Annotated in this window: 10 protein-coding genes and 3 pseudogenes; 1 reads left to right on the top strand and 12 read right to left on the bottom strand. The window is 37.7% G+C overall.

Going from position 1 to position 13,004, the window contains the following annotated elements:
- Nucleotides 1–571: 571 nt before the first annotated feature.
- From GMD78_RS02870 to GMD78_RS02845, 6 genes and pseudogenes are all read right to left on the bottom strand, one after another.
- Nucleotides 572–1,432, bottom strand: a complete 861-nt coding sequence (locus GMD78_RS02870; RefSeq protein ID WP_343042084.1) for a permease — start codon at nt 1,430–1,432, stop codon at nt 572–574.
- A 104-nt stretch (nt 1,433–1,536) separates the two neighbouring features.
- Nucleotides 1,537–1,857: an ArsR/SmtB family transcription factor gene (locus GMD78_RS02865; protein ID WP_155666970.1), complete on the bottom strand. Its 321-nt coding sequence runs from the start codon at nt 1,855–1,857 to the stop codon at nt 1,537–1,539.
- A 192-nt stretch (nt 1,858–2,049) separates the two neighbouring features.
- The gene (locus GMD78_RS02860) at nt 2,050–5,097 is read right to left on the bottom strand and encodes a S8 family serine peptidase (RefSeq protein WP_155666969.1); all 3,048 of its coding nucleotides are present in this window, start codon (nt 5,095–5,097) and stop codon (nt 2,050–2,052) included.
- A gap of 636 nt (nt 5,098–5,733) precedes the next feature.
- A complete protein-coding gene (locus GMD78_RS02855; RefSeq protein WP_155666968.1) occupies nt 5,734–6,204 on the bottom strand; it encodes an SMI1/KNR4 family protein in 471 nt (156 codons plus the stop codon).
- Nucleotides 6,205–6,222: 18 nt separating this feature from the next.
- A complete protein-coding gene (locus GMD78_RS21905; RefSeq protein ID WP_196493700.1) occupies nt 6,223–6,483 on the bottom strand; it encodes an HNH/ENDO VII family nuclease in 261 nt (86 codons plus the stop codon).
- Nucleotides 6,467–7,060 (bottom strand): annotated as a pseudogene (locus GMD78_RS02845) (recombinase family protein); the annotation flags it as partial. The gene GMD78_RS21905 and the pseudogene GMD78_RS02845, both read right to left, overlap by 17 nt.
- A 153-nt stretch (nt 7,061–7,213) precedes the next feature.
- Between GMD78_RS02845 and GMD78_RS02840 the strand changes: the two are divergent.
- Nucleotides 7,214–7,417, top strand: a complete 204-nt coding sequence (locus tag GMD78_RS02840) for a helix-turn-helix domain-containing protein (protein WP_155666966.1) — start codon at nt 7,214–7,216, stop codon at nt 7,415–7,417.
- A gap of 454 nt (nt 7,418–7,871) precedes the next feature.
- Here GMD78_RS02840 and GMD78_RS02835 read toward each other — a convergent pair whose 3' ends face one another.
- From GMD78_RS02835 to GMD78_RS02810, 6 genes and pseudogenes are all read right to left on the bottom strand, one after another.
- Entirely contained in the window at nt 7,872–8,213 is a 342-nt protein-coding gene (locus GMD78_RS02835; protein WP_155666965.1) for a hypothetical protein, read from the bottom strand.
- 11 nt (nt 8,214–8,224) lie between these two features.
- Complete coding sequence (locus tag GMD78_RS02830) at nt 8,225–9,253, bottom strand: hypothetical protein (RefSeq protein ID WP_155666964.1); 1,029 nt, start codon at nt 9,251–9,253, stop codon at nt 8,225–8,227.
- Between the two features lie 173 nt (nt 9,254–9,426).
- Nucleotides 9,427–9,939: pseudogene (locus GMD78_RS02825) on the bottom strand (IS110 family transposase); the annotation flags it as partial.
- Nucleotides 9,940–10,086: 147 nt separating this feature from the next.
- Nucleotides 10,087–10,881, bottom strand: a pseudogene (locus tag GMD78_RS02820) (recombinase family protein).
- A gap of 583 nt (nt 10,882–11,464) precedes the next feature.
- On the bottom strand, nt 11,465–11,887 hold the full coding sequence (locus tag GMD78_RS02815) for an Imm26 family immunity protein (RefSeq protein ID WP_155666962.1): 423 nt from the start codon (nt 11,885–11,887) through the stop codon (nt 11,465–11,467).
- A 1-nt stretch (nt 11,888) separates the two neighbouring features.
- Nucleotides 11,889–13,004 (bottom strand): pre-toxin TG domain-containing protein (locus tag GMD78_RS02810; protein ID WP_196493699.1); only part of this gene is annotated, 1,116 nt, incomplete at its 5' end.

Genomic DNA, 13,004 nt, shown 5'->3' with positions numbered 1-13,004 from the left:
CTATTATTAGAATACGACGAGATATCGGAAGAATACGGGGCATATAAAAGTAAATTATAAAAAAACACATAATTTCAAGGAAATATATCCCGTAATAACCGTATTTGGAGTTCAGATATAATATGGAAGTATATGGGACGTGCCTGTCACTTGTCGAAAGTCGGGAGGTGACAGGCACTTGTCGAGGTTTGTCGAATGGAGGTGTGGTTAGGTGTTTTGGGTTGGGGCTATTTGAGTTGAAGGACGATATTCTGCTTGAAAGCTGATATATTTGCTCGAAGGCTGATATTCTTGCTCAAAGGCCGATATTCTCCCTCGAAGGCCGATATCCTGCCTCCGAAAACCAATATCCTACCTCAAAGCCGTTTTCTACTAAAGCGCCTCCCCCCACCCAAACCAAGAACAGGGCAGTAACCCACCCTGTTCTCAACAACAAGCCTATATTATTTTTCCTCGCAACAGACTTCATCTTTTACTTCTTCAATCTTGACTTCGCAGCAGCTTTCTTCCTTATTCTTACAAAAGACTTTAACTAATAACATTTGCCTCACCTCCTTTCATCTATCCACCTCTATACCAGATAGAAAATAAATCCGGATAAGGTTGCCATCGTGATCACGGAAAAAACAAATGCGATGACGAGTTGCTTCTGGAAAATTGATTTTAACAGTATTACTTCTGGTAAACTTGCTCCTGCTGAACTGATCATCATGGCCATCACCGGTCCTAGCGCCATTCCCTTCATGATGAACACCTGGGAGATTGGGATCATGCTAGAAAGTCGGATGTATAACGGAATACCAATGACTGCTGCAATTGGCACGATCCACCAAGCTTCTTCCCCGAGCCATTCCGATACCCATGCTGTCGGAACAAGCCCATGGATGACTGCTCCAATTGCTGCTCCAATAATAAGGTATGGATAGACACTTCTCATTAACGCCATCGTTTCTTTCCATGCACCTTTCCAGTTAAATGTTTTTGTTTCTTCTTCGTACCCAGTCATCATCACGTTTTTGACATATCGATCAAATCCTAGCTTACTTAACATAAATCCGATCAGTACGGAGAAAATCGAGGTTATTAGGGTATAGATGATCGCTACTTTCCAGCCAAGAATGACCCCCATAAGCGTAAGAATCGTTGGGTCTAGAACTGGTGATGCAAAAAGAAAGATCATAACGATTGAAAATGGCATATTTTTTCGAAGCATGTTTACCACTATCGGAATGGTTGAGCAAGAACAAAATGGTGTGATGAAGGCAAAAAGCAATGCAGCTAAAACCCCTATCCATTTATTTTTCTTACCTAGGTAATGTTCTATTTTTTTATAAGGAATATAGGCTTGCAGGGCACTCAATAGGAACGTAATTACGAAAAACAGAACCGTTAATTCCAGTGCAATAAACAAAAAGCTTTTTATCGTTTCCACTTAAAACTACTCCTTTAATCAATTTTTTTTGATGTATTGAACAAAAAATAAATCAAATTTATTTGATGTAATATGTAAAAAATATGTTGTTAGGTTCCCACCTATTAACAAGATGGTACAAACAAACAACATAGTTCACTTGATAAGATATGATTAACTTCTTTCTCGTTAAGTTGATAATAGCCCCACGTACCTTTTGTTTCCTTTTGAATTAGGTTGGCATCTAGTAGGATTTTCAAGTGGTAAGATAGTTTTGATTGAGGCATACCAATCAATTCAACCAAATCACAGACACATGTTGAGCCGTTCTCTGTTAACAGGTGCATGATGTGTAATCTCTTGGGATCAGAAAGAGCCTTGAACTTTGCTGCATACGTATCAAATGTTTTATCTAAAGAGTTATCAATAACTGGAATTTCCTTCATTTCTTTCACCTCACCCTTATTAAATCAAAAATTTTTGATTTATATATTACCATCATATACCATAAATCAAAAAAATCAACTAAAACCATTCGACAAAATTCGAGGAGTGACAGGCACTTGTCAGATAGTAAACCCAAAGAACCGTTGCTCCACTGTGGGGCAACGGTTCTTTGGGTTTGGTGCTTATCTTGCTTATCTAAGTTTATTTTTCCCTTTTGCTTTACCTTGTGGTCCCATAACGACTTGTTCTGAGACGTTACCTAGGCTGTCAGTTGCAACAACGGTCACAACTTGGTTTGGATAAATATTTGTTAATTTATATTCTGTTTCGTCTGTCAATACAATTGGTTCGTTGTTATCCACTTGAACTTCCCAAGAATCTACTCCATTAACATCAGATACTGATAGCAATACTTCTCGTTTTCCACGATTAATATCCGCTTCCACTTCTGGTCCTGTTGCATCCACGTAGATAGGTAGTTCAATTGAATCCCATTCTGCTCCATCGTAGTCAATTACTCCCTCAGCCTGTAAATAATATAGACCATCTGGAACAACTCTATTATAAATGGTTCCGTCCCAAGTACGTGCGGGGTCTAGTGAGTAATAAGGAGCTAGTCCACCATCATAATAGTTTTTACGTACATCGCTTTCCTCAGTTAGTGTTGTTAATAGATTTCCATTTTCATCTAATACGTTAAATCTTACTTCTTTTGCATTCCTCAGGAACGAAACAACTAATAATGCTTCATCTGATTGTCCGTCTCCATTTGGAGATAGAATAGCATCTCCTTCAAAGAAACCATAACTTCCTTCATCATCTAAAGGAGTAGCTAGTCCTGTCATTTCATAGAATGACAATTCATCTGCAGTATCAAAGATTGGAGCTGCATCCCAATTCCCTTTAAATCCTACATATGGAACTGTTAGATCTGGATTAACATCAGTTGGATCTGTTAATGTAACATATCCTTCTAACCAGTAACCATTTGTAAAGATAGAATTTAGATCTGCATCCCAATCAGACACATCTAATGTTACTTCAAATGTAGTAGAACCATTCGCAGGAACTTCAACTGTGCCATCAACTGACGCTACACCATCTAACTCAAGTGCTCCAAATAAGTTAGGTGCACTAACCATGACTCCCGCATTTACAGGTGTATCCGTCTGAGCATTTACATCAACCTCATAGGTTACAGCCTCATCCGTAAAGTTTTCTGCCGTTAATTCAAATGTAACTACATCTTCCGTTACTTCTTTCAACGCAACTTTTGCTTCTCCTGTTTCAGCCTCTGTCACCATTACTGGAGTTGATAATGCTGCATGCAATTGCATCATACCAGCACCTTGACGACGAGGAGATACCGGAGCACCATCAAAGTCTACGATTCTACCAGTGTTCATCATAATATTTTTTGCTAGATTTACACGTTCAGAACCTTCGAAACCAAACTCTTCATCTACACGTTGTAGTACTAATGCGCCACCACCAGATACATGTGGAGCAGCCATTGATGTACCACTTTTCACACCATACTCATCATTGTTTAATGTAGAGTAGATTTGTCCACCTGGTGCAGTGATTTCTGGTTTGAAATCAAGGTTTGGAGTTAATCCCCAAGATGAGAATGCACTCATTTGGCCTGCCTCTGCATTTGGAATAGAAGTTTGTTCTCCATTAAATGTTACAGAAACAGCTTGTCCAGTTTGTACCGCTTCAGCTAAACGATCCCCATCACTTTTAGCTAAGAATAACTGCGGAATTACAATCTCTGGGTCTGACGCCATATTAACCATACCATCAGCATTATTATAAACAAACACTCCAGCTGCACCTGCATGTTGAGCGTTTAGTGCTTTTGTTACAAAGTCTAATTCTCCACGTTGAACAAGCGCATATTTACCTTCTAGATCTTTTCCTTCATAATCCTCAGGGTAACCTAGACCTGCTTCCACTAACTCAAATGTACTTCCATCAGTTGGAGGATCTGTTTGGCTAGCAGATAGATAAGCTGCCACTTCACTTTCTCCATTAATCGTATATTCAAGCGCATCCGCTGTCATATAATCATTTTCATAGGAAGCTACTTGTAATGAGTCATAAGCAAGACCAGGAGATCCACTTACACCATAATCTGGGTTAGATGCATATGGATAGAAAAAGCCATCCGCAAATAGAGCAGAGTTACCAGCAGAAATAGACATTAACACACCATTATCTACAGCACGTGAAACTGCTTGTTGCTCTGGGCTATTTTCATCCACAAAGCCTGAAGGTGAACCAAGGCTCATGTTAAGTGCATCAGCACCTAGCTTAATTGCATCATCAATTGCTTTAATGTATACATCACCATACGTATATTGCATCTCAGGATCATTTCCAAAAACCTTCAAATTCAAAATTTGGGCTTCAGGAGCGATACCTACGATTCCACCGTTCTCTTCATCACCATTTGCACCAACTGTTCCAGCTACGTGCATACCGTGTGCAGATCCACCAGCGAAATCATCTGTATACTCATGGTTTTCGTCCATATAATTGTAACCGTATGGAACTTTTTCTGTGTAGAATAAACCAGGAAGATCTTCATCAGCGATGATTTCGGTTACTTCTTCTTCTGTTAATGCTACCGAATCAGTATCGGATAATAGCATGTCACGATGGTCATGGTCGACACCAGTATCAATTACACCGACAACCATGCCTTCCCCTTTGTATCCATAGTCATTCCATGCTTGCTGTGCTTCTACTAAATCTTTACTGTACGTCATGTTTGGCTCAGCAATAGGACGTTCATATTGAGTAGAAATATAAACTTCTTTTACTCCAGTGATCTCTTTAATAGATTCGATCTCACCGAATTTCACTTTCGCACCAAATCCATTTACTACAGTATCGAATTCTTGAATAACTTCAGCATTTACATTTTTGCCCTTCATAGCAGCTTTAACTGCTCGTTTTTGTTCTTTTGCTTGATTTAAAAGCTGCTTTTTCTCAGAAACGCTTAAATCTCCAAATTTAACACCTTTTTGTGTTGCTTTTTCAATCGGAGCTTCTCCATCTAGTTCGACAATTACACGAACTTCCTCGTTCGGATCTACTGTCGGCTCTAGTTCAGTTGATGCAAGATTTTCCCTCTGCAAATCTCTCTTAGGTGCAAGATCCCCCATAGCAAAGGAGACATTACTAAATGCCATTAAAAAGATTAATAGTAGTACTGAAATACGTTTAAGCATATACTTCCCCCTCATTCAGTTTTTTATTGCCCAAAATAACTTGTCCTCCCCTTCCCACTAAATTTACTAAGACTTCATTACCAAGTGACTTATATGATAGATAATTCTTAATACTTAGACAAGAGTCTAATGTCATAGGTAAAATTAATGGTGGATTCTATGATTTATGATAAAATCCGTAATATTTTTACAATTTGTATAGGTTAAATTACCTAGTTGGAATAGTAACTACTTATTTTGAAAGATTGTTAAATTTAACTGTAGTGTATGCAATGTGTTAGACATCGACATTCAGGAGTTAATAGAGGTGGAGTAGCCTCTCGCAGTAGCTATCGTTCTATGTACGTAAAAGTTGCGAAAAATTTAAAAGGCAAGGAGAAAGCGAAGGTAAAATATTTGAGGTTGTGAATGGTGGTAACTGAAGATTTACAGGTTATTTATAAGGAATGAGACAAAGTAAATAGGGTATATGTTTTAAAGGTGGTGTACGTACCAAAGAATTTGGTAAAACATCACATAGTGCTTACAAGGGTTATCTCTATTTTCTAAATAACAGGCGGTTTTTTCGGTAATAGGTAGCCCCTTACACAAAAAAGAAACCTTGAAGGGCATATAGCCAATCAAGGTTTTTCAAATCTATACTTCTTGCTTAACTAAGTCTAATAAAAAATCACCAAAGTCATTAGCAATTATTTCATATGTTTGACTCTCTAAGTCAACTCCAGGTACAAAAGATACTACTTTTGGTTCTCCATTATCATCAAGTTGATTATAGTCTAAACAAAATATTTCGTCACTCCCAGTATCATATATAACTAGCAGATTATCAGGTAGATTAATTTCTCTTCGTTCTGTTAAAGTGTACCATATAGCGTCTGGAACTGATGAATTTTCAAAATCAGCATTAATAATTCCGTATATTTCTTGCGCTCCGAAATTACCTGCTCCAAATGTCTTTAAATAATCAAAATATAAACCAGTAAACTTTAACCCTAATTTTTCTTCAGCCAAACTAATTAATTCATCTGTATGACCACCCACAAAGTCTCCAATCTCTTCTTCACTCAAAATAATTTCCTTTGCTTTTTGATAATTTTCTACACTCATTTCCATCCCCCTTTAACATTAAAAGTCATTGGCTCTATTTTTCCAGTAATCAGTTCGCCATTTATTAAACTCAGACCTACTTATACCTGAAGGTATAGTATTAGGATTGATGTGAATTACAGAACTGTTATCTTTATGAAACGTCTGTGTAACCTCTGCTATCAAACTTTCATTTCTTTGTGTCATGTGATGGAGGATTATAGATTTTCCATCTGGACCATGTGGGGCTAGTCCCTTCTGCATTCTTTCAAGGTTAGTTCTATCTCTTGCGTCTTTCAAACACTCTTTGCACCGTACTAGCTTGTCTGTTATCGACTTCAATGGCTTTCTTGCCTTTCTTTACTTTGTAGCCTAATGCCACATTTCCACCTGCATAGCCCCCTTGTTGGGCTTTCTTGTTTCTTCCTCTCCTCAATTTCATGGCAATTTCTAAGCGTTGATATTGGTCAAGGAGTTCCATTAGCCCATTGATGAGAAGGTCACTAGGGTCTTTCTTATAAATGCTATACTGTGGTTGTTCAATGCTCTTAATGTCCACTCCATATTTCTTAAACTCTCGATGGATAAGCACCTTCACAATGTCTGAACGCCATAATCGGCTCGTATTCAAGGTTAAAACATAATCTACTTTGTTTGAAGATAGATAGTGCAATACGTTCTGTAAACCTCCCCTATCGACTTCTAACGTATCCTCATTGATCTTCGCCCCACTAATCCCTTCATCATAGAAGGTTTGGAGTAATGTCCATCCTTGCTGTTTACAGTATGCTTGGATTTCATCTAGCTGATAAGCCAAACTATAACCATCCTTGGCTTGTCCTTGTGTCGAGGCTCGTACATAACCGATAACATTCAAAGTAATTCCCACCTCCGTTACGTAATTAAGATTATCGTAACGCTACTCCGTTATATCGTTATTATATAACGGTATTCCGATACTTTCAATGACGAATTTCTTCTCACATGGTATAGTAATGAGTAGAAATACATTGATGGAAGGGAAATAACGATGCCCATACGATTACGCTTAAATGAAATTATCAAGGAACGTGGAATTTCTCAACGTGAACTATCACGCCTTACAGGGCTAAGACCTAATACCATTAGCCACTTGTGTTCAGACAAAGTAAACAGTGCATATTTCGAGACATTAGAAGTGATTTGTAGAGCATTGGACATTGACCTTAAAGACCTTATGGTCTTAGAGGATTAACCTTTGTAATATAACTATCGAAATGACGATAGGAATAGTTGCAAAGGTTTTTTCTTTTCTTGGACAACCTTCTCGACATAGTAATCGGATTTACTCAAAAATAGTTGCCAACATTTATTAACGTAGACAAAATATTTTCATAGGCAAGGAGAAAGCGAAGATAACATCTTGTTAGTTGAAAATGATGGTATCTGCTGATATTGGGGCTGTTGTAAGTAATAAGTTGGAGGAAATAGGTTATAAAATTGTAAGTATTAATTGTGCGTACAAAGTAATTTATACATAGTTGTATTGGTATTACTAGGGTTATAGTTAATAGGGATGGTGTAAAGCGTTTATTCGTCACTGGGTAATCCCCCCCAAAAAAAAGAACCTTGAAAGGCACACAGCCAATCAAGGTTTAATAAGTCTCTTCATGTGTATGAAATAACATAGAAATTATTTTTCTTATAGTTTACCTATCATTAGATGTATTAGGAAAACTAAAAGAAAAGTTAGGTTTAAAAAATACTTTAATCAATTCTTCATTGTTATTTCTTTTTAGTATTAGACAATCTTCATTTTTAACTAAAGCTACAACATCCTTGAACCTATAATCTACAATAGGAGTTTTATAGCTTTGATGACTAAGACTAACTATACATTCATTTTCATAAATAGAAATTGTGAATACTAATTTAAATCCAAATTCATCTGTTTTACTATATATGAAATTTCCTGCCTCATATTGACCAATTACAACTGGATCGCTTTCAAATAATTCTAGCATTTCATACTCATTGAAATTAATATACACCCACATTCCTCCTATCTAGGTATAACTGTAATAACATCTCCATTAGAGTTTGTAACTACTCTAATTTGGTCTCTTTGATATACAGTTGTGCCTGGCGTATTTCCAGGGGACGGTGTCCCATACTTAATTGTATCTTCCACTACACTAGGAGTTATACCTCGTGGGTCAACTTGTTTCTTCATAAAGTCATTATACTCCTTAGTCCCTGGTTTTAATCCCTGCTGGGTAGCTCTTTGATGTGCCCTTGTTGTTAATTCAGCTCTTACCTCTGGAGTATTAGGGGCCATTCTCTCTAAGGCATGCTCTGAATACTTTCTACCATTTATTGTTCCACCACCTTGTGGCATACTCCATCCGATATTATCCTTACCCTCAACAGCATCCTTAACATCCTTAGCTTTATTACTATCACCTTTACCAAACAACTTATTCCAGGCATTTTTAATCCCGTTTGCACCTGATTTTATTGCTTTTGATGTTTTATCAGTAACCGTTTTGGCAGCGTTTTTCGCTTTATTCCAACCTTTTTTAACCCCTTCAGTAACTTTTCCAATTACTTGAGAGTTCGAAATAACGTTATACCCTAACTTAGCCCCTTTAACTACCTTTCCAATAGGAAAGAAATTAGCTGCTGCCATTCCTTTTTCAAGGAGCGACGTATCTTGACTTGTTAACGTTTTAATGTCATCTAGGAATAAAAAGTCTGCTACACCTTTTACAATACTACCTGCCTTTTGCAAGACTCCATTCTTTTTTACGTTCCCTTGCGCTGAATTAAACGAATCCATCACAGGCATTGGTCCATTACGATGTGCTGCTAGTGTAGCATACGAACTATTTCGTTGCACGTCTTCCTTAGCTCTGTAAGCACTCGTACTTGTGATTGGTCCAAGCATTTGATGCTCATTCAACACTCCAGTCGAATGGATTCGATTTGTAATCTCTTCCCCATTCACATAACTCTTTGTTGTCGATTCAAGGTACGTACTCCCTTCTGGTGCCTTTCCTTCTTTTATCAACTTCTCATAGTTGTTTTTCATTAAATCTTCGGCAGTTGTTACTACAGATCCTGGTCGGGTGTCTACCCTACTATACTCTATTGATTTCGAGATATTATCGGTATGACCTACCCCTTCCTCATCAAAATATCCTTTAAGGACTGCTTGGTAATACCAGGTCTCTGTCGTGACTTCATCCCAATACAGTGTTATGTCCTATAGCTTTTTGGATAATGGTGGCTCAATTGAGTGTGCAGTTGGTCCTTTAATTCACCTTGAGCTTTCACCAATGCATTTCTTCTAGTGACCAATTGTTGTATCGACCAAAATAAATCATTAGGCTTCGCGTCAGGCAAATGGTTCAGTTGGTTCAACAAAATGCGTGCCACACATTCTGCATCCCAGCTGTCACTTTTTTGTGTGGTCATATGGCTTTTTCGTTCAGCGTATGAAAGTGCTGGATTCACTTCTTTTACTACCTGTCCATGGTCGTTTAAAAACTGCGCCAACGCTCTTCCATAGCCTCCGACATCTTCTAAACCAAATACAAGTGTCATTCCTTCTTCCATCAGTTTATCAATATCCAGTAAAAACGCGGGGAAGACGGAAGGTTTATTTTCAAGCTTTATTTCCTCCAGTTTCTCCTGCCAACAATTAATAATCACTGCCACATGGTGTTGTTTATGCAAGTCTACTCCAACATACAAGTGTTTCTGTTTTTCATGCATTTTCTCATCCCCTATTCAATTAAATGAAAATGCCGGCAACCTTAGTTCGAGCGTTCACCTTGCGGTGCGCATTGGTACGAAAGCCTATCCATTTTCATCGTTACAAAGTAACCTATAAGAAAATAAGTGCTTTTTTTAAGTGGTAAATTAAATTATTGCTTCATGCTTACCATTTGCTTGTATTTGTCCGTATGTATAAACTCCTTGATAAAAGCTTTCTCGGTCTAATATTCGGTTCACTTGCACTTTCGTAAATGCTTTCCCTTGAGTAGTTCGATAGCCTTCATCATTTAATGCTTCTGCCAATCTAGACAGTGACCATTTTCTATGTTGTATCTGTTTAAGCTCAAACAACCGTTTCACTACTTCTGCATGACCATTATGTATTTTAATTCCTTTTCACCCTTTTGTTTCGTGTATCCAAAGGTTACCCTTCCTCCTGCATATCCACCTTCTTTTGCCTTTTTATTTCTTCCTTTCGTTAGCTTTAGCGCTATTTCAAGCCGTTGATATTGGTCTAATAATTCCATTAAGCCGTTGACCAAAAAGTCGTTTGGGTCTTTTTTGTGGATACTGTAAGATGGTTGTTCAATTCTTTAATATCACAGCCATATTTCTTCAACTCTCGTTGGATCAGCACCTTTACAATATCTGACCGCCACAATCGGCTTGTATTGAGCACTATCACATACTGTGCTTGGATAGACGAAAGGAAAGGTGAGCCAACATCTCCTGTAGGCCCACCATGTCTATTTCCAATGCTTCTTCGTTCAGTTTTGCTCCACTGGTTCCTTCATCTCTAAAAATGTGTATCAGGTTCAAGTTATTCTCTTCACAATATGCTTTGATTTCATCTTCTTGATATTTCAAGCTATAACCATCTTTGGCTTGCCCTTGCGTTGAAACTCGTATATACCCAACAACGTTCAACTTCTCACCCACCCGTTACATAAATTGTAATTTTCGTAACGCTTTTTAGACGAATAGCGAGTATTATACGACCGTCTCTTGTAAAAATACAACCCAAAATTTATGAGCCAAAGTCAATAAAAAACACTTTTACACGTTACCCATTGTTTATCGCCACGAGCATGTACGATCTCGTTAGTTTGTTTGTTACTCCATGTCATAACTACCCCTGCCATGTAAAATGTCATCTCGCCTATTTCTCGTTCTTGTCAGCTATTCCAAGTATTAACTTGATACTCCATGACGGTACAACCATCATGAGTTATGAATTTCAGAGAAAATATCATTCATGTTGTCCTATTCATAAATTCTTTATCTCTTTTTTGTTCACTTGCCTTATGTATCAGTGTATTTCCGCCTTTACCACTACGATCTTTGTCATTCTCGTGTGCAAATATAAATCGAGTAGTAAGTGTGGTTCTTTTATTTAATTGTCACTGTAACCAATCTCATATATCAGTCAACCATCATGAGCTTTTGATTCAAAATTAGTATATTTTAATTCCTCTGTTCAAAAAAACCTCGAAAGGCTATAAAGCCAATCAAGGTTTCAATCCTAATTTTTATTCCACTTATCGCTACCCATTATCCTATCGATAATATGTTCTGCTTCCCAAACTGCAGCAACTTCTAATCCCTTACACTCTTGTTCAGTCGATTTACGGTCTTGACCTTTATGGTAAATTGAATATTTCCCAGTGATGGGGTCTTTAATGTAATAAGGGGGTGGCCATTCTTCCTCTTCATTATTAAATGGTCGATTATCTACAATTGGCCATTTCCCCGACTTCAAAACATCATCATATACCCCAACAATAAATTGGTATTCTTCCTGTTGTGGTAAATCATCTACATCTACCCCGATATACTTATATATCCCGATAGACGCATCCCTATATCTTCTTCCAAATGCATACTTACTGTTTGGTAAAGGGATTGCAAAAACATCACCGATTTTTACCCTATTTCTTTTAGTCATTTTACCACTCCTTATTCGCTGCATCTATATACTTTTGTTTATTAGGGTTACTATCTGATATTCCATTAATTTTATTACCAGAAGTACCACGAGTCGATTTTGCACCACCATTGAGGTCAATAAGTTGCTGTTCTCTTCCACGGATAGCATCTTTATTTGTTGAAGATTTGTCACGTATTGCTGGCCCAAACCCTTCTTTATTCATATGGTGATTAGCATCTCGCTTTGCGATATTTTCTAAAGGAGTTCCTGTACCACTTGTTCTACCAGTGTATACTTCTCCAGTTTTTGGATTAGTTTTTGTATATGTCTGATAAGTTTTTTCTGTACCCTTAGTAAGTTTCTTACTCACATTAGAACTCAACTTAGACCCAGCTTTAATAGCTGTCTTCGCAATTACTTTAGAAGATCCGCCTGTAAACACACCCGTTGCGGCTGCGGCTCGTACAGCTGGTGATAATTTCTCCCCTGTTACCAAGTCTTTTCCGACAATTGCCTCAAGGCCACTTTTTACATTTCCGACAATCGGCACAAGATCGAGACCAGTTGATATAGCAGGGGCTGCTTTTTTCACCGTTTTTTTAACGGAAGAAATAATATTTCCAAATAATCCTTTGGACTTTGATTTTTTCTCCTCTGTCTTATCTTTTACACTTGAATTAACAGGGGTATTTACAGTTGTTTTGCCTATATTTACTTGCGCTGAATTAAACGAATCCATCACAGGCATTGGTCCATTACGATGTGCTGCTAGTGTAGCATACGAACTATTTCGTTGCACGTCTTCCTTAGCTCTGTAAGCACTCGTACTTGTGATTGGTCCAAGCATTTGATGCTCATTCAACACTCCAGTCGAATGGATTCGATTTGTAATCTCTTCCCCATTCACATAACTCTTTGTTGTCGATTCAAGGTACGTACTCCCTTCTGGTGCCTTTCCTTCTTTTATCAACTTCTCATAGTTGTTTTTCATTAAATCTTCGGCAGTTGTTACTACAGATCCTGGTCGGGTGTCTACCCTACTATACTCTATTGATTTCGAGATATTATCGGTATGACCTACCCCTTCCTCATCAAAATATCCTTTAAGGACTGCTTGGTAATACCAGGTCTCTGT

The organism is Ornithinibacillus caprae (assembly GCF_009728145.1).
GTDB classification, from domain to species: Bacteria; Bacillota; Bacilli; order Bacillales; family Amphibacillaceae; genus Ornithinibacillus; species Ornithinibacillus caprae.
This window is presented reverse-complemented; position numbering and strand designations above follow the sequence as displayed.

What these genes read in the sequence shown, in the direction of transcription:
- GMD78_RS02865 (WP_155666970.1), bottom strand. Translation starts at nt 1,857, where the DNA reads ATGAAGGAAATTCCAGTTATTGATAACTCTTTAGATAAAACATTTGAT.
- GMD78_RS02860 (WP_155666969.1), bottom strand. Translation starts at nt 5,097, where the DNA reads ATGCTTAAACGTATTTCAGTACTACTATTAATCTTTTTAATGGCATTT.
- GMD78_RS02855 (WP_155666968.1), bottom strand. Translation starts at nt 6,204, where the DNA reads ATGAGTGTAGAAAATTATCAAAAAGCAAAGGAAATTATTTTGAGTGAA.
- GMD78_RS02840 (WP_155666966.1), top strand. Translation starts at nt 7,214, where the DNA reads ATGCCCATACGATTACGCTTAAATGAAATTATCAAGGAACGTGGAATT.
- GMD78_RS02830 (WP_155666964.1), bottom strand. Translation starts at nt 9,253, where the DNA reads ATGAAAAACAACTATGAGAAGTTGATAAAAGAAGGAAAGGCACCAGAA.
- GMD78_RS02815 (WP_155666962.1), bottom strand. Translation starts at nt 11,887, where the DNA reads ATGACTAAAAGAAATAGGGTAAAAATCGGTGATGTTTTTGCAATCCCT.